This is a genomic window from Afipia sp. GAS231 (genome assembly GCF_900103365.1).
Taxonomy (GTDB): Bacteria; Pseudomonadota; Alphaproteobacteria; order Rhizobiales; family Xanthobacteraceae; genus Bradyrhizobium.
Genome location: NZ_LT629703.1, coordinates 5,647,336 through 5,667,237, shown reverse-complemented (window position 1 = coordinate 5,667,237; position 19,902 = coordinate 5,647,336). Strand labels below are relative to the sequence as shown.

Sequence of the window (19,902 nt, the reverse complement as noted above, 5' to 3'; positions counted from 1 at the left end):
ATGCGCAGTCGATCCGAGACATTGCTGCTCCTGCCGCTGCTGCCGATATTCCTCGTCAGCATGTTCCCGATGCTGCTGATCGGCATGCTGGGATCCGCCGGCCTTGTCATCTTCGGCATCCTCCTGATCCGCGTTGGCATTGCCTGCACCATGGACGCCCATGGCGATTTCGATCGGGAAGTCATCGTCCACGGCTATGCGCGGGGACCGGACCGCGCCGCCCAGGTCTCCGACCTGAAGTCGGCAACCCGCATGGCTGTGCCGCTGCACCTGTCAGGCGCAGCAATGATTGTCGCAGGCCTCTTCCTGGTCGGCTGATCGACGAGCCGCGCGCCGAAATCCGCTCCGGGATGGCGGCGGGCTGAGGTTTTTTCCGCGCTACAGTTGTCATCCCCCGCGAAGGCGGGGATCCAGTACGCCGCGGCTTCTCGGTTCAATCACTGCTGCCTCTGGAATACTGGGTCGCCCGGTCCCGGCTACGCCAAGGCTTCGCCGAGGCGCGGCAAGCCGGGCGATGACAGTTGAGTGCGAGGCCGCCCTCACGAACTCGTCGCTTGCTTCCCCCTCAAAAATTTGCGCATGGACAGACCGCCGCGCGGTTACCGTCGCCGCGGCCGGATTTTTGACGACAACAACAGAGGCAGGGAGAATTTCCAAATGCTCAAATTCTACTTCAACGGATCGCCCAACCCGACCAAGGTCGCGCTTTTCCTCGAAGAAGCCGGCCTCGCCTATGAGCCGGTGGCGGTCGACACCCGCAAGGGCGACCAGTTCACGGCGGACTATCTCGCCATCAACCCGAACGCCAAGGTGCCGGCGATCGACGACGGCGGCGTCAAGGTGTTCGACAGCAACGCCATCCTGCTCTACCTCGCCGAAAAGACCGGCAAGTTCCTGCCCGCGAATACCCCGGCCAACCGCGGCGAGCTGCTGTCCTGGCTGATGTTCGTCGCCACCGGCGTCGGCCCGTTCTCGGGTCAGGCCGTCCACTTCAAGCATTTTGCGCCGGAAAAGGTCGACTACGCCCATAACCGCTACCAGTTCGAGGCACAGCGGCATTTCGGCATTCTCAACGACCACCTCGCCGGCAAGCGCTACATGGTCGGTGACACCTACACCATCGTCGACATGGACGTGTGGGGCTGGGCCCGCATGATCCCGTACGTGATGGGCGAGGACGCGTTTGCGAAATATCCCAACGTCAAGAAGCTGGTCGACGAAATCTCGGCGCGGCCCGCGGCCGCCAAGGCGATCGCGCTGAAGGATAACTTCAAGTTCAAGGCCGAGATGGACGACGAAGCCCGCGGCAACATGTTCAAGCATCTCAAGATCAAGGCGGCCTGATCGTTTCGGCCCAGACCTAACGGCAGAACGGCGCCCTCGCGGGCGCCGTTTTCGTTTGATCCTGCCAACTGTCACTTCCGTCATTGCGAGGAGCGTAGCGACGAAGCAATCCAGTCTTTCTTCGCGTGGAGAGATGGATTGCTTCGCTGCGCTCGCAATGACGGGATTGGGAGCGGTGGGTTGAAACTGGACGCGTCAATCGATCGCGGCCACCGCTTCGATCTCAAGCAGCCAGCCGGGCCGGGCGAGACGCGTGACGAACAACAGCGTGCTCGCCGGCGGCTTTGCGGTATTGACGTGGCGGTCGCGGACCGCGCGCAGCTTCGGCACCTCGGCCTGATCGACCTCGGCCACGATGTAGACGTTCATTTTCACGATATCCGCCATCGTGGCGCCGGCTGCTTCCAACCCGAGCTTGAGATTGCGAAACACCTGCTCGGCCTGGGCCTCGAAGTTGCCCTCGCCGACCAGCTTGCCGGACGCATCGCTCGACACCTGCCCCGCCAGATAGATCAACGTGCCCTGATTGACCTTGGCGACGTGCGAATAACCAACCGGCGGCGGCAACGTCGCCGGGCTGAAAATCTCCTTGCTCATCGTGATCTCCCTTTATTATTTCCGCCAGAACGGCTTGGCGATTTCATCCGCTATGTCGGACCAGCAGGTTCCGATATCCTGCAATTCGCGCGCATCCATGACAGCGAGTCGACGCCGCGTCCGGCTGCGGGTTCGCCACAGCCGGACGCAGGCGATGATAGCTTCGATGACGGCAGGCGTCGATTTCTCACTCTGCAGCGGCAAGCTTCCGCTCTTCCGGAAACGGCCCGAGCACGCGTTCGACCAGCGCGGAGTCGCAATATTCCTTGATCTCTTTGATCCTGCCGTCCTCGATGCGCCAGACGATGCAATATTGATTGTCGTAGCGAACGCCCGTTTTGGTGACGTTGTCGCCGCGCGCCTCGACCACGACGTAGTCGCCTTCGGCGATGAAATTGAACGCCATGGTGCGCGGCCGCGCCCCAAGCAACGAACGAAGATGGCCCATCAGGCCGTTCTGAATCTCCTCACGTCCCCTGAATTCATGCGACCAGGAATATTGCCCGGTCACGACCCAGACCGCGTCCTCGGCGAGATGGTCGACGAAGGTGGTGCCGCTGCGGTTGGCGGAATCGGCATAGACCTGCTGTACCAGTTTCTTGTTCGCTGCTGCGCTCATGGCGGCTTCTCCGTTTTGATCCGATGCTTCGGATCATCACTCGCCGAGCGGCATTCTTCCAATCGATAGTGAATATGATATATATTCACCGCATGAATTTGAATTCGCTTGACCTCAATCTGCTGGTCGCGCTCGACGCGCTGCTCCGGGAAGCCAATGTCAGCCGCGCCGCGATGCGGATCGGGCTGTCGCAGCCGGCCGCGAGCCATGCGCTGCAACGGCTGCGCGACCTGATCGGCGACCCGCTGCTGGTGCGCGCCGGCGCCCGCATGGAGCTGACGCCACGGGCTCAGGCGCTGCGCGGACCGCTGGCGCAGGCGCTCGACCAGGTACGCGCGTTGTTCGTTCCCGACGGTTTCGACGCTTCGACCAGCGAGCGCCAATTTCGCCTGATGATGCCTGATCTCGCGGTCGAATTACTGATGCCGCCGCTGATGGCGAAGATCACGAAGATCGCGCCGAACGTCCGGATCGACGTGGTGCCGTGGCGGGGGCCTGCGATCTTCACCGCAGAGTTCGCCCGCACCATCGATATCGTGATCAGCATCGGCAACGCCTTCAGCGGCTTTCACCGCCAGCTTCTCTACACCGACAGCGACGCACTTGCCGTGCGGCGGGGCCATCCCGTCGGCGCGAAGCTGAGGCGGCGCGAGATTTTTCTCGACGCGCGGCATGTCGCGGTGGTGATCCGCGGCCAGAGCGAGGATCTGATCGACAGCTGGCTGCGCACCAAAGGCATCGAGCGGCGGATCGCACTGGTGGTGTCCGGCTATCTCGAAGCGCTGCATGTGGCCGCGCGCACCGATCTGGTCGCTTTCGTGCCGCGGCGGCTGATATCAGCGCTGTCGAAGCAATTGTCGCTGGCGGCGATCACGCCGCCGCTCGATCCCGGGATCGACGAGCAGTTCATGTTCTACCCGACCCGCGCCCAGATGGACCCCGGCTCGGTCTGGCTGCGCAACATCCTGCTCGGCATCGGGAGGGAGATGGAAGGAAAGAAGGCGGGCTGACCGTCGTCCCTGCGAACGCAGGGACCCATACCGCGTGATCTATCGATAATGTCCAATGGCTGAGATCATTCGCACAACAACTGCCGCGGCGTATGGGTCCCTGCGTTCGCAGGGACGACGCGGGGTTTTCTAACCCTTCTCCACCGCCAGCACCTGCTGCACGGCCGGACGCTCCGACATCCGCTGGCGGTGGGCGGTGACTTTTGGCAGCTTCGCCAGATCGACGCCGTCGGCCTCGGCCCAGCCGGTGAGCGTGAACAGGTAGGCGTCGCAAGCGGTGTATTGCTCGCCCATCACCCACGGGCCCTTCACCATGTCGCGCTCGATCAGCGCGAAGGCGGCGCTCATGCTGTCGGGCACCTTGCGCTTCATGTCGTCGAATGAGCTCTGTTCTGTTGCCCAGCGGGCGCCGCGGCCCTTGTGGGCATGGTTCACATGCACCGTCGAGCAGAGATAGCTGTTGAACGACTGCGCCTGCGCAAATGCAAAAGGATCTTCCGGCATCAGTTTCTTCCCGGGCGCGCTTTGCGCGACGAAAGCCAGGATCGCCGGCGTTTCGGTCAGGACACCATGGTCGGTCACCAACGCCGGCACGCGCCCTTTCGGATTGATCGCGAGATAGGCGGGCGTGGTCTGCTGGCTGTTCTTGGTGTCGATCCGTTCGACCGTATAGTCGACGCCGGCCTCTTTCAGGGTGATGTGCGACGCGAGCGCGCAGGTGCCGGGGGCGTAATAGAGCTTGAGCATTTTTCATCCTCTTTGCGGGAACCGCTACGTTAGCGGGGCGGTCCGGCGCCGTCCATCCCACGGCCGGCCAGCATCGGGGGCCGGGTTTTCGCGGTTGCCCCGAGCGGCGCTCCCATGTCATGACCTTGTCAAATACGGCAAGAAATCTGGGACCAAGGGCGGATCATGACGGTTCTTATCGCGGGCGGCGGCATCGGCGGGCTGACACTGGCGCTCAGCCTGCACCAGATCGGCGTGCCGGCCAAAGTGTTCGAAAGCGTGCCGGAACTGCGGCCGCTCGGCGTCGGCATCAACGTGCTGCCGCATGCGGTGCGCGAGCTGATCGAGCTTGGCCTGCACGACGCGCTCGACGCGTCAGGCGTGCGCACCAAGGAGCTCGCCTATTTCTCCAAGCACGGCAAGCCGATCTGGAGTGAGCCGCGCGGCATCGAGGCCGGCTACAAGTGGCCGCAGTTCTCGATCCATCGCGGCACGCTGCAGCAGATCCTGCTCGACGCCGCCACCGAACGGCTGGGCAAGGAGAATATTCTCACCAGCCATCATCTTTCCGGCTGGACCGAGACGGCCAACGGCGTCCGCGCCGAGTTCATCGACAGAGCGACCGGCAAAACGGCCGGCCATCATGAAGGCGCGCTGCTGATTGCCGCCGACGGCATCCATTCGGCGGTGCGCGAAAAGCTCTATCCGAACGAAGGCCCGCCGATCTGGAACGGGCGCATCCTGTGGCGCGGCATCACCAAGGGTGACGCTTTCCTGTCGGGCCGCACCATGATCATGGCCGGCCACGAGATCCTGAAATTCGTCTGCTATTCGATTTCGAAAGTGCCGGATGCCGACGGCAAATTCTCGATCAACTGGGTCGCCGAGCGGCACATGCCGCCGACCTATCAGTGGCGGCGCGAGGACTATAACCGGACTGCCAACCTCGACGAGTTTCTGCCCTGGTTCAGGGACTGGACATTCGACTGGCTCGACGTCCCCGGCCTGATCCGCAACTGCCCGCATGCCTATGAATATCCGCTGGTCGATCGCGACCCGATCCCGCAATGGACCTTCGGCAAAGTCACGCTGATGGGCGATGCCGCGCACCCGATGTACCCGATCGGCTCCAACGGCGCGTCGCAGGCCATCCTGGATGCCCGCGTGCTGACCCGCGAAATCCTCGCGCAGGGTCCAACCAACGCCGCGCTTGTCGCCTATGAAGCAGAACGCCGGCCCGCGACCACCGACCTCGTGATGCTGAACCGCCGCAACGGGCCGGAGCAGGTGATGCAGATGGTCGAGGAACGCGCGCCCAACGGCTACGACGTCGTCACCGACGTGCTGTCGCTGAAGGAGCTGGAAGACATCGCCGCCAACTACAAGCGCGTCGCCGGTTTCCAGGTCGAAGGCCTCAACGCCAAGCCGCCGATCGTGCAGCGCAAGGCGGGGTGAGGCCGTGTTTTCTTACCTCGCCCCGCTTGCGGGGAGAGGTCGAAATTCGCGGTAGCGAATTTCGGGTGAGGGGGTACAGGTCTCACCTCACCTACCGAGTTCGCGGATAGAAGCCCCTCATCCCGACCTTCTCCCCGCAAGCGGGGAGAAGGAGAAGTACTACCGTATCGCCTTCGCGGTCTCGACCAGCCGCGCGCTGGTCGAGGCTGTCGCAAGCAAGGTGCCATCCTTGTCCGTCAGCCGTCCCTCGACGAAGGCGATGGTCTTGCCGAGCTGGGTGACGGTCGCCTCACCCGTGATCGGCCCTGGTCTCGCCGGCGCCAGAAAATTCACCGTCATGGTCACGGTCGCGGTGTAGAGCCGGCCCTCGGTCATGACGAACACCGCCGGCCCCATGGTGTCGTCGAGCATCGCCGAAAGGATGCCGCCCTGGACGAAGCCGGCCGGGTTGCAGAAGTCTTGTCTGCCGTCGAAGCCGATCCGGACCCAGCCGTCGCCAGGGCGGGCATCGATCAGATGCCAGCCGAGCAGTTTTGAAGACGGCGGCGCGGTGAAATTGTCGAGGGCAGTGGCGATCATGGGAACCTCCGTGAGGTTCCTTCCTAGGCCAGCCCTGTTGCCAGGGTGCTGTCAGCAGCTTGCAGCCTCAGAGACCAAGCCCGTGCGCGATCGCCTTGCGCATCACGTTGGGCAGCGCTTCATCGGCCAGCGTCGCGATCGGCACAAAACGCATGCCCCCGGGCGGGCGCGTGCGCGCGGCAACATCAGTGGTGTAGATGACAAGTTCGAGCGGAAAATGCGTAAACACGTGGGTGACGACACCCGTTTTCCGATGCCAGCGAGTCTCACCCTTGAGCGTGGGCGCCTGCTTCAACGCAGCTTTGTCGTCCTGCCCCGCCAGCCATTCCGAGCCCGGCACTTCGGTCATGCCGCCGAGCAGGCCTTTCTCCGCCCGCGTGCGTACCAACAGTTCCTCGCCACGCGTGACGATGAAGGCCGCGCCGCGGCGCAGCGTTCCCGTCCTCTTCGGCGCCTTGCGCGGAAACGCTTCCTGATCACCGCGCGCGCGGGCCACGCAATCTTCGCTGAGCGGACACAGCGCGCAGGCCGGCTTCTTCGGCGTGCAGATCGAGGAGCCGAGATCCATCAGCGCCTGCGCGCTGTCGCCGGCACGGGATGGGCCGAGCAACGTCGCCGCCAATTCGCCGATCAATGGCTTGGCCTGCGGCAAAGGCTCTTCCACCGCGTAGAGTCGCGACACCACGCGTTCGATATTGCCGTCAACCGGCATGGTCCTGACATCGAAGGCGATCGCCGATATCGCCGCCGCGGTGTAGGGCCCGATCCCCGGCAGCGCGCGCAGGCCCTGCTCGGTATCGGGAAACACCCCGCCGTGATCGCGCAGCACCGCGACCGCGCAGGCGTGCAGGTTGCGCGCCCGCGAATAGTAGCCGAGCCCGGCCCACATCCGCAGCACGTCGTCCTGCGACGCGCTGCCGAGCGCTGCGACATCCGGCCAGCGCGCGACGAACTTCTCGAAGTAGGGTCCGACCGTCTTGACGCCGGTCTGCTGCAGCATGATTTCCGACAGCCAGACCCGGTACGGATCCGCCCGCTCCCCCGCCGGCGGCCGCCACGGCAACCGCCGGCGATGACGGTCGTACCAGTCGAGCAGCAGCGCGGGACGGTTCCTCGCAGCAGATGCTTGTGGCTTTGCTTTCACGATCGCGGGGGATCTCATGGGACTGTTCTAGTACGGAGGCAGTTGTCCCTCCACGTCATGCCCGCGCTTGTCGCGGGCATCCACGTCTTTCTTTGTCCGTTGATCCGAGACGTGGATGGCCGGGTCAAGCCCGGCCATGACACCTGAGTGGTTCCGTTCGCACCAAACCGGGTGATATAAGTCCCCATGGCAAAACCAGGCTTCATCAGCGCCAAACCGCTTTCCGTCCTGCTCAGCGACGTGTTTTCCGACGCCTATGCCAAGCAGGGATTTGCCGCCCGCGAACTGGTGACGCGCTGGGCCGAAATCGCTGGACCGGAAATCGCCGTTCACTCGCAGCCCCTGAAGATGCAATGGCCGCGGCCTGTGGAAGGGCAGCCGCAGGAGCCGGCCACGCTGGTGCTGCGGGTCGAGGGGCCAATGGCGCTGGAGATCCAGCATTCCTCCGACGTCATCCTGGCACGGGTCAACCGCTTCTTCGGCTGGAGCGCGGTCGGCCGGCTGGCGCTGCGGCAGGCGCCACTGTCGCGCCGGAAACTTGCGGCCGTCCCCCGCCCGCCGGACCCAAAAGCCGTGGCAAAAGTCGCCGAAACACTGTCGGCGGTGGAAGATGAAGCGTTGCGCGCCGCACTGGCGCGGCTGGGCGCCTCGATCAAGCGAAATTGAGCCTGCGGCCTGCTCCGGCGGCCGCAACCCGCCATTGCCACAATTATCGTTTCAAGCTAGCCAAGGCCTTACTAGACAAGGCTTCTTTTCGCAAACGTTGGGCGTCAACGCGCCATTCCGGGGATTTTTCATGATCACGCGCCGCGCCTTCAATGCCGCCTTGTCGCTGACCGGCCTTGGCCTGTTTGCAGGATCCTTGGGCCTCTCGCCGCTGCGCCTGATATCGGATGCGATGGCGCAGGGTGCGACCGACGTCGCCAAGCCGCAGTCGCTGCCCGACATGGGGCTTGGCCCGGCCAACGCTTCGGTGACCATCACCGAATACGCCTCGATGACCTGCCCGCACTGCGCGGCGTTCACCGAAAACGTGTTTCCGAAGATCAAGTCGGAATTCATCGACTCCGGCAAAATCCGGTTCGTGTTCCGCGAATTCCCGCTCGACATCAAGGCTGCCGCGGGCTCGATGCTGGCGCGCTGCATCGCCAAGGACGACGCGCCGAAATATTTCGCCGTCGTCGACCTCTTGTTCAAGCAGCAGAACGAATGGGTGGTGAAGAACACCACGGAGACGCTGGCCCGGATCGGCAAGCAGGCCGGCCTCACCCAGCAGGCGGTGGAAGATTGCCTGAAGGACCAGGCGCTGCTCGACAAGATCGCCGCCGACCAGAAATTCGCCGCCGAAGTGCTGAAGGTCAATTCGACGCCGACCTTCTTCATCAACGGCGAGATGCTCAAGGGCGAACAGACGTTTGAAGAGTTCAGCAAGCGCATCAATTCGCTGCTGAAGAGCTGATCGGTTTACGTACGGGAGCACGCCTTGCTCATCACCCGCCGCGCTTTCGCTGCCACCGCCTTGTCGCTAACCGCGCTGGTTACGAAAGCGATGGCGGTGCCTGCCGCCGTGGTGACCAAGCCGCAGGCGCTGGCCGACATGGCGCTTGGGCCTGCGGACGCCAAGGTAACGATCGTCGAATACGCGGCGTCGACCTGCCCGCATTGCGCCGCGTTCAACAGGGACGTATTTCCGAAGATCAAGTCGGAGTTCATCGACACCGGCAAGATCCGTTACGTGTTCCGCGAGTTCCCGCTCAACATCAAGGATCTCGCCTGCGCGATGTTGACGCGCCGCATCGCCGGCGAGGACGCGGCCAAGTATTTCGCCGTGGTCGACATCATGTTCCGCCAGCAGGACCAATTGGTGAAGCAGACCTCCGATACGCTGCGGCTGATCGGGCGGCAGGCGGGTCTCAGCACCCAGGCCGTCGAAGACTGCCTGAAGGACCAGGCGATGCAGGACAAGATCAGTTCCGGCCAGAAATATGCCGAGGACGTCCTGAAGGTCGAGGGCACGCCGACCTTCTTCATCAACGGCGACGAGATCGTCGGCGAAGCCGCCTTCGAGGAACTCGCCAGCCGCATCAATTCGCTGTTGAAAAGCTGATTCGCATCAGTTGATTCGCGCGTTCACATGAGCCTTGCAGCATAAGTCCAGCAAAAGACTGGACAAAACCCCTATAAATCCCTTGGGAAAAGCCGCCTCCAGGCGTTGCTCTCCGGCCCCGGCCTCGCCATTGTCCCCGGCCATAAGAGCCGCCAAAGCGGTTCGTCCACACACCGACATTGCCTTCTATGGTATTGTCACGGCAGGGAGATTCGCGCCCGGCCAAGCGAGATTTTTGTTCATGAAACTCACGCGCCTCCGCCTCCACGGTTTCAAGTCGTTCGTTGAACCCACCGACTTCATGATCGAACCCGGCCTCACCGGCGTGGTCGGACCGAACGGCTGCGGCAAATCCAATCTGGTCGAGGCGCTGCGCTGGGCGATGGGCGAGACCTCGCACAAATCGCTGCGCGCCGCCGACATGGATGCGGTGATCTTCGCCGGCTCCGGCAACCGTCCGGCGCGCAACCACGCCGAAGTCGTGATGTCGATCGACAACGCCGATCGCACGGCGCCCGCAGCGATGAACGACAGCCAGGTTCTGGAAATCTCGCGCCGCATCGAGCGCGAAGCAGGTTCCGTCTACCGCATCAACGGCCGCGATGTGCGCGCCCGCGACGTCCAAATTTTGTTCGCCGATGCCGCCACCGGCGCGCGTTCGCCGGCGCTGGTCCACCAGGGCAAGATCGGCGAGATCATTCAGGCCAAGCCGGAACAGCGCCGCCGCGTGCTGGAAGACGCCGCCGGCGTCGCCGGTTTGCATGCCCGCCGCCACGAAGCTGAATTGCGGCTGAAGGCCGCCGAAACCAACCTCACCCGCGTCGAGGACGTGATCGGCCAGCTCGCCGGCCAGGTCGACGGCCTGAAGAAGCAGGCGCGCCAGGCGATCCGGTTCCGCGAAGTCGCCGCCAAGGTGCGCAAGGCCGAGGCCACGCTGTTCCATCTGCGCTGGCTCGAAGCCCATGCCGACGTCGCCGAAGCCGCGCATACCCACGACCTCAACGTTCGCGAGATGGCCGAGCGGACCCGCGAGCAGGCCGAGGCCGCCCGTATCCAGGCGATCCGCGCCAGTGAACTTCCGGCATTGCGCGAGGGCGAAGCCCGCGCCGCCGCCGGACTGCAGCGGCTGACCAATGCCCGCGAGCTGCTCGACCGCGAGGAAGCGCGTGCCAAGGAGCGCGTCGCCGAACTCGATCGCCGGCTGACGCAATTCTCCGCCGACATCGCCCGCGAACAGCAGCAGACGTCGGATGCCGAGATCGCGCTGCAGCGGCTCGACACCGAAGATTCCGAGATCAAGGAAGAGATCAAGTCGCGCGTCGAGAAGCGCTCCGGCGTCGACGAACGGGTCTCGGAAGCGGAAGCGACGCTGGCCGCGGCCGAGCAGATGTTCGGCGAACTGACGACCGCACTGGCAGATCTTACCGCCAAGCGCACCCAGCTCGAAGCCGGCGTACGTACCCATCGCGACCGGCTGGCCAAGCTCGACCAGGACATCGCCAACGTCGCCAGCGAAGAGCAGAAGCTGGCGCAGGAAACCGGCAATCTTGGTGACATCGACGCGCTGGCCGCCACCATGGAGACCGCGCAGGAAAGCCTCGCGGCATCGGAAGCCGCAGCGCAGGCCTCTGAGACCGGCCACGTCGCCGCGCGGCAGAAGCTGGAAGCCTCCCGCGCCCCGCTCACCGAAGCTGACAAGCGCGTACAGCGGCTCGAAACCGAAGCCCGCACGATTTCAAAACTCGTCAACGGCGAGACCAAGAACCTGTGGCCGCCGATCATCGACGGCGTCACGGTTGCAAAAGGCTATGAGAAGGCGCTCGGCGCCGTGCTCGGCGACGATCTCGACGCGCCGGTCGATCCCTCGGCGCCGATGCGCTGGACCAATGCCGGCGCCACCTTCGACGATCCGGCTTTGCCCGCCGGCGTCCAAGCGCTCGCCTCCCTGGTCGAGGCGCCCGCTGAACTGACACGACGTCTGGCGCAGATCGGCGTCGTGCCGAAGGAGCGCGGCGCGGAACTGGTGTCGCAACTGAAGACCGGCCAGCGGCTGGTGTCGCTGGAAGGCGACGTCTGGCGCTGGGACGGTTTTGTCGCGGCGGCGCATGCGCCGACCGGCGCAGCACGGCGTCTCGCCGAACGCGCGCGCCTCGTCGACATTGAGCTCGAACTGGAGCAGGCCCGCACCGACGCATCAGCCAAGCGGCAGGCGCTGGAAGACGCCGAGACCGAATTGAAAATGGCGTCGAGCGCCGAGACTGCCGCCCGCGAGGCCTGGCGTGCCGCGCAGCGCGAGGCCGATGCCGCGCGGGAACGCCATGCGGCGACCGAGCGCGAGATCAACCGCCACAGCGCGCGCAAATCGGCGCTGACCGAAGCGCATACGCGCCTCAATGCCGACCTCACCGAGGCCTATGGCGCGCACCAGACCGCGACCGCCGCCCTTGAAGAATTGCCGCCGACCCACGACACCGAGACAAGGCTTGCCGCCGTCCGCAGCGATATCGAAGGCCACCGCCGTTTCGCGGCGCAAGTGCGCGCCGAGGCCCAGGCGCTGGCGCGCGAGGCCGAGCTCGCCGACCGCCGCGTGCAGGCGATCCTCGCCGAGCGCACCGAATGGCAGAACCGCAAGCAGAGCGCGGCGTCGCAGGTCACGACGGTCGAGGCCCGCATCACCGAAGTCACCGCCGAGCGCGCCGAGCTTGAGAACGCGCCGGCCGTGTTCGCGGAAAAGCGCCGCGCCCTGATCAACGAAATCGAATCGGCCGAAAGCGCCCGCCGCGTTGCCGCGGATGCGCTGGCCGCCGCCGAGAGCGTGATGGCGGAAACCGACCGCGAGGCCAAGGCCTCGCTCGAAGCGCTCTCCTCAGCCCGCGAGGCTTGCGCCCGCGCCGAAGAGCGCATGGAGGGAACAAAACGCCGGCTGTCGGACATCGAGCGCGAAATTCACGACATGCTCGAAGTCGAACCGCACGCCGTGGCAGCGCTGGCAGAACTCGAGCCCGGCGCGGAACTGCCGCCACTCAACGAGATCGAGGAGAACCTCGAAAAGCTGCGTCGCGACCGCGAGCGGCTCGGCGCCGTCAACCTGCGCGCCGAGGAAGAGCTGCGCGAGGTCGAGGCCCAGCACACCGCGCTCACCACCGAGCGCGACGACCTTGTCGAAGCCATCAAGCGGCTGCGCCAGGGCATCCAGAGCCTCAACAAGGAAGCGCGCGAGCGTCTCTTGACCTCGTTCGAGACCGTCAACGAGCACTTCAAGCGGCTGTTCGTCGAGCTGTTCGGCGGCGGCGAAGCGGCGTTGCACCTGATCGAAAGCGACGACCCGCTGGAAGCCGGCCTCGAAATCATCGCCAAGCCGCCCGGCAAGAAGCCCCAGACGCTGTCGCTGCTGTCGGGCGGCGAGCAGGCGCTGACCGCGCTGGCGCTGATCTTCGCGGTGTTCCTCACCAACCCGTCGCCGATCTGCGTGCTGGACGAAGTCGACGCGCCGCTCGACGACCACAACGTGGAGCGGTTCTGCAACCTGCTGAATGAGATGACCGCGTCGACCGAAACCCGCTTCATCATCATCACGCATAATCCGATCACGATGGCGCGGATGAACCGGCTGTACGGCGTCACCATGGCCGAACGCGGCGTCTCGCAACTGGTCTCGGTCGGCCTCGACGACGCGGTCAAGATCCTCGACCAGGACGTGGCGTGACCCCGTCATCCTGAGGAGCCGCGCCTTTCGCGCGGCGTCTCGAAGGATGGGCCACACCCCGTGGCTGTCATCCTTCGAGGCTCGCTCCGCTCGCACCTCAGGATGACGACGATCAATGACCTCACCCGACCTTCCCGCCGAACTGAAAGCCGCCCTCGACGGCCGGCTGCGGGGCTTTTCGCGCAACGACGCGGCAACCCGCGCCGCTTCGATCTCGAAAACCTACCGCGACGGCGGTGGCTCCGGCGCGATCCGCACCGAGACCGATGCGCTCGCCTATGCGCTGGCGCGGATGCCCGCCACCTACGCCGCGGTCACGGCGAGCCTGAACGCGCTTTGCGAGATCCGGCCGGACTTCATCCCAAAAAGCCTGCTCGATGTCGGCGCAGGTCCTGGTACGGCCACCTGGGCGGCGGCAGAAGCCTTCCCGTCGCTGCAAGGCTTTGCGTTGCTCGACGCCAACGACGCCCTTCGCACGCTGGCGCTCAGCCTGTTCAGCGACAGTTTTCGCCTGCGTGATGTCGGCTACGAACGTGGCGAAGCCAGATCTGCTTTGGCCAAAGCCGGCGCGGCTGACCTCGTCATCGCCAGTTACGTGATCGGCGAAATCGGGGCTGCCGAGCAGAAAGCGCTCGCCGAGCTGATGTGGCAAAAGACCGGCGATACGCTGCTGGTGGTCGAACCCGGCACGCCTGCGGGCTATGCGCGCATCATCGCGCTGCGTGAGCGCCTCATCGCGCTGGGCGCGCATGTCGCCGCGCCCTGCCCGCACGATGGCAAGTGCCCGCTTGCCGCGCCGGACTGGTGCCATTTCACCCAGCGCCTGCAGCGCTCGCGCGCGCACAAGCAGGTCAAGGGCGCCGAGTTGCCGTTCGAAGACGAAAAATTCGCCTATGTCGCGCTGACGCGCACGCCGATGACGAAGCGGCCCTCTCGGGTGCTGGCGCAACCCGAAATCAGCAAGGTCGAAATATCGGCAAAGTTGTGCACCCCTGACGGTCTCGCGTGGACGCGCGTACCGCGCCGCGCCAAGGTCGATTATGCCCGAGCCCGGCGCTGGCGATGGGGCGATGCGGTGACGGACGAACGGTAGCGGCTCATGGTTCGAGACGGCGCGAGGGCGCCTCCTCACCATGAGGGAGGCGGCATCCCGCGCTTGGGCGGTCGAGTGGATGCCGGCCCCGTACGCCTACCATTCCAGACGTCAGTAGTTTCATTTGTGCCCTCGAATGAGATGACCGTCTGGTCATTCCAGTTGTAAGCCTGCGCAAAACCCAGCTGATGCGACGTCGTCGCTAACAATCACCTCATCAGAATTATACGTCGGTGTTGCGTTGCCAATACCGACAGTTCCGACGTCAATCCCACGATTAGCTACGTCGGATGTTCGATCGTAAGAATCCAAAAAACAACTCGTTGCTGACCGTCATCGGTTACTCCCTATAAATTGACTTCTTGCGATGTGAATCTTGGCAAGCTGAACCATCTCCTGAATGCTGAAAGCCGACGCCAACCACGGCAGCTTCTCTTCCAAACCGCGCGATATCGGATCCGAGGTTATCGAGACGGTCACACTCTCAATGCGCGCGCCAGAACCATAGATATCCGGCAATAGAGGGGGATCAATGGCTTTAATCGATCGTGCTTCATTGACATCCTGGAAAATGACGAAGGCCGGCCAATTAGCAGGGTCGAGGCGTCGCTCCCCACTAAGTTTTGCAACTTCTGCGGCGTTGTCTGCACTGAAAGGTACGTTGAAGGCTCTAAACAGAAGAGTAACAACATCCGTGCCCTTGCTTGGCCCCGGATTCAGGAGCGCGACAAGATTACGTCCTCCACCGAGGTCAACGAAGGTAGCATCACCATTGATACCAAAATTCCATCGTGGACTATCTAGCAGCCTTGGCTGCGTTTCCACTTTTACTTCGATCACGCTGGACCCGCTATATTGCCGTTCTCCAATAGCGACGTTCGCGGTTAACCGATAGCGGCATAGAAAGGTTGGATAAAACCAGGGATAGGCGGCATAAAGCCCGATGGCCCCGGCCACGCACAGGATTAAAATTGCAGCCAGCACTTTGAGAAACGCCATCGTCGTACCAGCCTTGATCAAACAACCTGTGAGGCAATCAACATGAGAGTAGGCCTAACTTCAAAATTGGCTGCAGTCTCAACTCCGATTCTTTTATTGTCGGAATGCTAAAGCAGCAGATCCAAGCTAACATTTACTTTCATAAAACTCGCTAAGATTGTACGTTATTTTTCTGCACTTTCGCCTCCGCCTCGAGCCGCCTATCGGCCGGCACCACCACCATAAGTTAGAGTGTGCCCCTCGTCCTGACGAGCCAGCGAAGGAGGCGTCTCGAAGAATGAGGCCCCGCTTGAACTTATCCCGCCCTAGATTCGACTAACGGGGTGCCCCAAGTCGCGGCGGGGTGCCGCGCGCCCGGTTTTTCGTCTAGTTTCCCCGGATTGTCAGTCCCACAGGAGTTGTTTGCCATGTCGACCGGATGGATCGTTCTCGGCGTCGTCGTCATTATCGTGTTGTTCGCCTTCGGCGCCTATAACCGGCTGGTCGCGCTCGGCCAGCGCGTCGGTCAGGCCTTTGCCGACATCGACGTGCAGCTCAAGCAGCGCCACGACCTGATCCCGAACCTGGTCGAAACCGTGAAGGGCTACGCGGCCCACGAGCGCGGCACGCTCGACGACGTCATCAAGGCGCGCAACTCGGCGATGTCGGCGCAGGGACCGGCCCAGGTCGGCGCCGCCGAGAACCAGCTCTCTGGCGCACTCGGCAGGCTGATCGCGCTGTCGGAGGCCTATCCGGACCTCAAGGCCAACGCCAATTTCCAGCAGCTCGCCAGCGAATTGTCCGACCTCGAAAACAAGATCGCGGCCAGCCGCCGCTTCTTCAATAACGCGGTTCAGGAATACAACACCGGCATCCAGCAGATGCCGGCCGCGCTGTTTGCCGGCATGTTCGGCTTCACCCGCAAGGACTTCTTCGACCTCGGCACCAGCCGCACCGAAGTCGAGGCGACGCCGACGGTGAAGTTCTAAGCATGAGGCTCCGCCACTTCAGTCATTCCGGGGCGTCGCAAAGCGACGAACCCGGAATCTCGAGATTCCGGGTTCACGCCGTTGGCGTGCCCCGGAATGACTGCGCCTAGCGAAAGCCCATCATGGCCGCGTATGGTCTCTACACGCACATCGCATCGAACAAGTTTCGTTCGATGCTGCTGCTCGCCGGCCTGTTCCTGCTGATCTATGTGCTGGTCTATGCCGGCGCATTGATCGCGGAGGTCGTGATCAACAGCGACGCCTCGGCCAGCTACTATCTGAGGGTCGCGTTTCGCGACCTGATCACCGCTGCGCCCTATGCGACCATCGCCGCGGCGTTGTGGATCGTGATCGCCTATTTCTTTCACCAGAACATGATCGATGCCGTCACCGGCGGCGAGGACGTGACGCGGCAGCAGCAGCCTCGGCTGTATAACCTTCTCGAAAATCTCTGCATCTCGCGCGGCATTCCGATGCCGAAGCTGAAGGTGATGGACAGCCCGGCGCTGAACGCGTTCGCGACCGGCCTCAACCGGCGGCAATATGCCGTGACCGTCACCACGGGACTTCTCAACGCGCTCAACGACCATGAAATCGAGGCCGTGCTGGGCCACGAGCTGACCCATATCCGCAACGGCGACGTGCAGCTGATGGTGGTCGCGGTCATCATCGCCGGCGTGGTCGGCTTCTTCGGCGAACTGTTCTTCCGGATGTTCACCAATCTGAGCTGGAGCGGCGGCTGGGGATCCTCGTCGTCATCGTCGAGGTCGTCGTCCTCCTCGGACAGCGACAGCAAGGGCTCCGGCGGCGGTGGCGCCGTCATCGTCGTCATCATCGCGATCGCCCTGATCGTGGTGGCCTGGCTGTTGTCGCAGGTCGTCAAGCTGGCGCTGTCGCGGTCGCGCGAGTTCCTCGCCGACGCCGGCTCGGTCGAACTCACCAAGGATCCCGACGCCATGATCTCGGCGCTGCGCAAGATCGAAAATCGCGGCGAGCTTCCCGGTGCGATCTCCGCCGTCATGGAACTCTGCGTCGACAACCCGCGCGAAGGTTTTGCCGATCTGTTCGCGACCCATCCGTCGGTGGATTCGCGGATCAAGGCGCTGGTCCAGTTCGCGGGCGGCCACGATCCGGGTCCGCTGGCCCTGCCTTCGGATGCGGCCGGCGAGCCCGACGATCAGGCAGATCAGACCGATCAACCGGCTTCGGAACAGATCCCGCCGCCGCTGCCCCGCGGCCCCTGGAGCAACGCCAGCGAACCCGCCGGCGGTACGCCGGGAAATCCTCCGCCGCTGCCTCCATCAGGTCCTTGGGGCCGGCACGGCTAAGCCCTATTCGCGTCGCTCTACGAGCCGCGGCAAGGAATCTGGGAGGAATAACAGAGGCGGCGGTCTAAGGAATTGAATTCTCCCTTGTTTCTGCCATGTTCGCGCCCAAAGCAGGGGTTGGGGACCTGCCGATCGCTCCCGCGGTCGGGGGCGCTGTTCAAGGGAATTCCATGGCAAAGCCAGTCGTGATTGTGGTGGGCGCGGACAAGGGCGGGGTCGGCAAGACCACGGTATCGCGGACCCTTCTGGATTATTTCAGTGCCAACAACGTGCCGACGCGGGCGTTCGACACCGAGTCGCCGCGCGGCACGCTGATGCGCTTCCATCCTGACATCACCGAGATCGTCGACATGACGACGACCTCGGACCAGATGAAGATCTTCGATACGCTGAATGCCGCCAGCCCCTCGGTCACCGTGATCGACGTCCGCGCCGGACTGTTGTCGCCGGCGCTGGCCTCGCTGCGCGACATCGGCTTTCTCGATGCCGCCAAATCCGGCCAGATCACCTTTGCCGTGTTCCACATATTGGGCCCCTCGATCGCCTCGCTCGACGAAATCGCCGAGACCGCGAACTTCATGGTCGGCGCCAAATATTTCCTGGTGAAGAACTTCATCAACGACACCCAGTTCTTCCAGTGGGACCAGGCGACCTACAATTCCTATTTCCACCGCATCAAGGATGCCACCGAGCTGACAATCCCCAAGCTCAACGAAATGGCCTATGAGCAGGTCGAGGTCTCCTCGGTGCCGTTCCTCAAATTCGTCGCCAACAAGGGCAAGGACGACGAGGCCGCGAACTATTCCTTCGTGCTGCGCGGCTATGTGCGGCACTGGCTCGCCAACGTCTGGAGCGAGTTCGACCGCATCAAGCTGACCGACCTCGTCGGCTCCGGCAAACCGATCACGCGCGGCGGCGAAAAATAGTCGCGTCCCGGGCAGGATGGGGCTGGATTAGGCGAAAAAATCCTCTGATATAGCGCGTGATGCCCGTCACGCCCGTTTACATCATCTGCTCGCCCCGCCCGCTGGTCGGCAAGACGCTGGTCGCGCGGCTGCTCAGCGAGTTCCTGCTGTTGAAAAACGGCACGGTGAACTCCTTCGATATCAATCTGAAGGAGCCGTCGCTGCTCGACTATCTGCCGCGCACGACCGAAACCGCGGATGTCATCGACACCTACGGCAAGATGCAGCTGATGGACCGCCTGATCGTCGATGACGGTATCGCCAAGGTGATCGACCTCGGCTTCCACGCCTTCGACGAGTTTTTCAAGATGACCGGCGAAATCGGGTTCCTCAAGGAAGCCGCGCGCCGCCATGTCGCGCCGGTCATCCTGTTCGTGGCCGACACCGACCGCGTCTCCGCGCGGGCCTTTCCGATGCTGCAGCAGCAGATCCCGCCGAATGCCCTCATCGCCATCGACAACGAGCATGTGGTGCGCGGCGAACTGCCGGCGGCAATGGAGGGCGGACGGGTATTGCGGATTTCGGCGCTGCCGACCTTCCTGAAGACTTATGTCGATCGCCTGACCTTCTCGTTCACCGGCTACCTGCGCAACGAAAGGGATTCGTCGACCGAGCTGCATCAATGGATCCGCCGGAATTACTCAAGCTTCCGGGACCTCGAGCTCAGCCTGCTGCTGCAGGGATCGTAAGTCCCGCTGGTAGCCTAAATATTACCCGGGTAATATTGACGGAGCCTGCCCGGCCTGTTATCGCCTCGCCCGACCCTGAAAACTCCCGCGAGGCCACCCCGTGACGTCAGACAGAAAGGCCGCGATCGCCGCCTACAAGGAGCGAAAGACCATCGCGGGGATTTTTGTCGTCCGCTGCACGGCGACGTCAGAGACATGGGTCGGCCAGTCGCCCAACCTGGAGAAGATCCAGAACCGGATCTGGTTCTCGCTGCGCCAGGGCAGCCATACCTGCCGCAGCCTGCAGGCGGCGTGGACCGCGCACGGGCCCGACAGCCTGACATTCGCAGAATGCGAACGGCTGGAACATGAAGAGATCGCTTACGTCCGCGACGCGCTGCTGAAAGAGCGCGTACTGCATTGGCGGACAGAGCTAGGCGCGAAGACGATCTGATTGCGTGTCCCGGACGCGGTGCAGCGCGGAGCGCTGCTCCGCAGAGCCGGGACCCATCATGCCGCATGGACCCCGGACCAGCAGCGCACCACGCCGCGATGCGGCGCGCTGCGCAGCATCCGGGGAACGCCGCTACCCGG

Annotated in this window: 21 protein-coding genes; 14 read left to right on the top strand and 7 right to left on the bottom strand. The window is 63.7% G+C overall.

The window, feature by feature from the left end; all coding sequences use genetic code 11:
• Both BLS26_RS26865 and BLS26_RS26860 read left to right on the top strand, forming a co-directional pair.
• Complete coding sequence (locus BLS26_RS26865; protein WP_092515565.1) at nucleotides 1-318, top strand: hypothetical protein; 318 nt, start codon at nucleotides 1-3, stop codon at nucleotides 316-318.
• A 339-nt stretch (nucleotides 319-657) separates the two neighbouring features.
• Nucleotides 658-1,344 carry a glutathione S-transferase family protein gene (locus BLS26_RS26860; protein WP_092518630.1) on the top strand — a complete coding sequence of 229 codons (687 nt, stop codon included), beginning with the start codon at nucleotides 658-660 and terminating at the stop codon, nucleotides 1,342-1,344.
• A gap of 195 nt (nucleotides 1,345-1,539) precedes the next feature.
• On the opposite strand, the gene BLS26_RS26855 is transcribed toward BLS26_RS26860, so the two are convergent.
• The 3 genes from BLS26_RS26855 to BLS26_RS26845 are packed head-to-tail and all read right to left on the bottom strand — an operon-like array spanning nucleotide 1,540 to nucleotide 2,560.
• Nucleotides 1,540-1,941 carry a RidA family protein gene (locus BLS26_RS26855; RefSeq protein WP_092515564.1) on the bottom strand — a complete coding sequence of 134 codons (402 nt, stop codon included), beginning with the start codon at nucleotides 1,939-1,941 and terminating at the stop codon, nucleotides 1,540-1,542.
• A gap of 15 nt (nucleotides 1,942-1,956) precedes the next feature.
• Nucleotides 1,957-2,145, bottom strand: a complete 189-nt coding sequence (locus BLS26_RS26850) for a DUF1127 domain-containing protein (protein WP_092515563.1) — start codon at nucleotides 2,143-2,145, stop codon at nucleotides 1,957-1,959.
• Nucleotides 2,129-2,560: a nuclear transport factor 2 family protein gene (locus BLS26_RS26845; protein ID WP_092515562.1), complete on the bottom strand. Its 432-nt coding sequence runs from the start codon at nucleotides 2,558-2,560 to the stop codon at nucleotides 2,129-2,131. Before BLS26_RS26845 ends, BLS26_RS26850 begins: the two co-directional genes overlap by 17 nt.
• A 92-nt stretch (nucleotides 2,561-2,652) precedes the next feature.
• On the opposite strand from BLS26_RS26845, the gene BLS26_RS26840 reads away from it, so the two are divergent.
• On the top strand, nucleotides 2,653-3,570 hold the full coding sequence (locus tag BLS26_RS26840) for a LysR family transcriptional regulator (protein WP_092518628.1): 918 nt from the start codon (nucleotides 2,653-2,655) through the stop codon (nucleotides 3,568-3,570).
• Nucleotides 3,571-3,699: 129 nt separating this feature from the next.
• Here BLS26_RS26840 and BLS26_RS26835 read toward each other — a convergent pair whose 3' ends face one another.
• Nucleotides 3,700-4,317, bottom strand: coding sequence for a glutathione S-transferase family protein (locus tag BLS26_RS26835; RefSeq protein ID WP_092515561.1), 618 nt, complete (start codon nucleotides 4,315-4,317; stop codon nucleotides 3,700-3,702).
• A 165-nt stretch (nucleotides 4,318-4,482) separates the two neighbouring features.
• Between BLS26_RS26835 and BLS26_RS26830 the strand changes: the two genes are divergently transcribed.
• The gene (locus BLS26_RS26830; protein WP_092515560.1) at nucleotides 4,483-5,751 is read left to right on the top strand and encodes a flavin-dependent oxidoreductase; all 1,269 of its coding nucleotides are present in this window, start codon (nucleotides 4,483-4,485) and stop codon (nucleotides 5,749-5,751) included.
• 159 nt (nucleotides 5,752-5,910) lie between these two features.
• On the opposite strand, the gene BLS26_RS26825 is transcribed toward BLS26_RS26830, so the two are convergent.
• Both BLS26_RS26825 and mutY read right to left on the bottom strand, forming a co-directional pair.
• Nucleotides 5,911-6,330, bottom strand: a complete 420-nt coding sequence (locus BLS26_RS26825) for a PaaI family thioesterase (RefSeq protein WP_092515559.1) — start codon at nucleotides 6,328-6,330, stop codon at nucleotides 5,911-5,913.
• Nucleotides 6,331-6,397: 67 nt separating this feature from the next.
• A complete protein-coding gene (gene mutY, locus BLS26_RS26820) occupies nucleotides 6,398-7,492 on the bottom strand; it encodes an A/G-specific adenine glycosylase (RefSeq protein WP_092515558.1) in 1,095 nt (364 codons plus the stop codon).
• Between the two features lie 168 nt (nucleotides 7,493-7,660).
• Between mutY and BLS26_RS26815 the strand changes: the two genes are divergently transcribed.
• The 5 genes from BLS26_RS26815 (at nucleotide 7,661) to BLS26_RS26795 (ending at nucleotide 14,380) form a co-directional block, all read left to right on the top strand.
• Nucleotides 7,661-8,140, top strand: coding sequence for a DUF721 domain-containing protein (locus tag BLS26_RS26815; RefSeq protein ID WP_092515557.1), 480 nt, complete (start codon nucleotides 7,661-7,663; stop codon nucleotides 8,138-8,140).
• Between the two features lie 130 nt (nucleotides 8,141-8,270).
• Nucleotides 8,271-8,933, top strand: a complete 663-nt coding sequence (locus BLS26_RS26810) for a DsbA family protein (RefSeq protein ID WP_092515556.1) — start codon at nucleotides 8,271-8,273, stop codon at nucleotides 8,931-8,933.
• 24 nt (nucleotides 8,934-8,957) lie between these two features.
• Nucleotides 8,958-9,581, top strand: coding sequence for a thioredoxin domain-containing protein (locus tag BLS26_RS26805; RefSeq protein WP_172804709.1), 624 nt, complete (start codon nucleotides 8,958-8,960; stop codon nucleotides 9,579-9,581).
• 241 nt (nucleotides 9,582-9,822) lie between these two features.
• Nucleotides 9,823-13,287: a chromosome segregation protein SMC gene (gene smc / locus BLS26_RS26800; RefSeq protein ID WP_092515555.1), complete on the top strand. Its 3,465-nt coding sequence runs from the start codon at nucleotides 9,823-9,825 to the stop codon at nucleotides 13,285-13,287.
• Between the two features lie 115 nt (nucleotides 13,288-13,402).
• Nucleotides 13,403-14,380 carry a small ribosomal subunit Rsm22 family protein gene (locus BLS26_RS26795; RefSeq protein WP_092515554.1) on the top strand — a complete coding sequence of 326 codons (978 nt, stop codon included), beginning with the start codon at nucleotides 13,403-13,405 and terminating at the stop codon, nucleotides 14,378-14,380.
• 333 nt (nucleotides 14,381-14,713) lie between these two features.
• On the opposite strand, the gene BLS26_RS26790 is transcribed toward BLS26_RS26795, so the two are convergent.
• Nucleotides 14,714-15,379 (bottom strand): hypothetical protein, encoded by a 666-nt coding sequence (locus tag BLS26_RS26790; protein ID WP_092515553.1) that lies wholly within the window; start codon nucleotides 15,377-15,379, stop codon nucleotides 14,714-14,716.
• A gap of 407 nt (nucleotides 15,380-15,786) precedes the next feature.
• Between BLS26_RS26790 and BLS26_RS26785 the strand changes: the two genes are divergently transcribed.
• From BLS26_RS26785 to BLS26_RS26765, 5 genes are all read left to right on the top strand, one after another.
• Nucleotides 15,787-16,347 carry a LemA family protein gene (locus BLS26_RS26785; protein WP_092515552.1) on the top strand — a complete coding sequence of 187 codons (561 nt, stop codon included), beginning with the start codon at nucleotides 15,787-15,789 and terminating at the stop codon, nucleotides 16,345-16,347.
• Nucleotides 16,348-16,469: 122 nt separating this feature from the next.
• Nucleotides 16,470-17,675: a M48 family metallopeptidase gene (locus tag BLS26_RS26780; protein WP_092515551.1), complete on the top strand. Its 1,206-nt coding sequence runs from the start codon at nucleotides 16,470-16,472 to the stop codon at nucleotides 17,673-17,675.
• Between the two features lie 170 nt (nucleotides 17,676-17,845).
• On the top strand, nucleotides 17,846-18,601 hold the full coding sequence (locus BLS26_RS26775) for a hypothetical protein (RefSeq protein WP_092515550.1): 756 nt from the start codon (nucleotides 17,846-17,848) through the stop codon (nucleotides 18,599-18,601).
• Nucleotides 18,602-18,660: 59 nt separating this feature from the next.
• Complete coding sequence (locus tag BLS26_RS26770; RefSeq protein WP_172804708.1) at nucleotides 18,661-19,329, top strand: hypothetical protein; 669 nt, start codon at nucleotides 18,661-18,663, stop codon at nucleotides 19,327-19,329.
• Between the two features lie 100 nt (nucleotides 19,330-19,429).
• Entirely contained in the window at nucleotides 19,430-19,762 is a 333-nt protein-coding gene (locus BLS26_RS26765; RefSeq protein ID WP_092515548.1) for a GIY-YIG nuclease family protein, read from the top strand.
• Nucleotides 19,763-19,902 lie beyond the last annotated feature (140 nt).

Coding starts and splice junctions, on each gene's coding strand:
- BLS26_RS26865 (WP_092515565.1), top strand. CDS start 1: ATGCGCAGTCGATCCGAGACATTGCTGCTCCTGCCGCTGCTGCCGATA.
- BLS26_RS26860 (WP_092518630.1), top strand. CDS start 658: ATGCTCAAATTCTACTTCAACGGATCGCCCAACCCGACCAAGGTCGCG.
- BLS26_RS26855 (WP_092515564.1), bottom strand. CDS start 1,941: ATGAGCAAGGAGATTTTCAGCCCGGCGACGTTGCCGCCGCCGGTTGGT.
- BLS26_RS26845 (WP_092515562.1), bottom strand. CDS start 2,560: ATGAGCGCAGCAGCGAACAAGAAACTGGTACAGCAGGTCTATGCCGAT.
- BLS26_RS26840 (WP_092518628.1), top strand. CDS start 2,653: ATGAATTTGAATTCGCTTGACCTCAATCTGCTGGTCGCGCTCGACGCG.
- BLS26_RS26835 (WP_092515561.1), bottom strand. CDS start 4,317: ATGCTCAAGCTCTATTACGCCCCCGGCACCTGCGCGCTCGCGTCGCAC.
- BLS26_RS26830 (WP_092515560.1), top strand. CDS start 4,483: ATGACGGTTCTTATCGCGGGCGGCGGCATCGGCGGGCTGACACTGGCG.
- BLS26_RS26825 (WP_092515559.1), bottom strand. CDS start 6,330: ATGATCGCCACTGCCCTCGACAATTTCACCGCGCCGCCGTCTTCAAAA.
- mutY (WP_092515558.1), bottom strand. CDS start 7,492: ATGAGATCCCCCGCGATCGTGAAAGCAAAGCCACAAGCATCTGCTGCG.
- BLS26_RS26815 (WP_092515557.1), top strand. CDS start 7,661: ATGGCAAAACCAGGCTTCATCAGCGCCAAACCGCTTTCCGTCCTGCTC.
- BLS26_RS26810 (WP_092515556.1), top strand. CDS start 8,271: ATGATCACGCGCCGCGCCTTCAATGCCGCCTTGTCGCTGACCGGCCTT.
- smc (WP_092515555.1), top strand. CDS start 9,823: ATGAAACTCACGCGCCTCCGCCTCCACGGTTTCAAGTCGTTCGTTGAA.
- BLS26_RS26795 (WP_092515554.1), top strand. CDS start 13,403: ATGACCTCACCCGACCTTCCCGCCGAACTGAAAGCCGCCCTCGACGGC.
- BLS26_RS26790 (WP_092515553.1), bottom strand. CDS start 15,379: ATGGCGTTTCTCAAAGTGCTGGCTGCAATTTTAATCCTGTGCGTGGCC.
- BLS26_RS26785 (WP_092515552.1), top strand. CDS start 15,787: ATGTCGACCGGATGGATCGTTCTCGGCGTCGTCGTCATTATCGTGTTG.
- BLS26_RS26780 (WP_092515551.1), top strand. CDS start 16,470: ATGGCCGCGTATGGTCTCTACACGCACATCGCATCGAACAAGTTTCGT.
- BLS26_RS26775 (WP_092515550.1), top strand. CDS start 17,846: ATGGCAAAGCCAGTCGTGATTGTGGTGGGCGCGGACAAGGGCGGGGTC.
- BLS26_RS26770 (WP_172804708.1), top strand. CDS start 18,661: ATGCCCGTCACGCCCGTTTACATCATCTGCTCGCCCCGCCCGCTGGTC.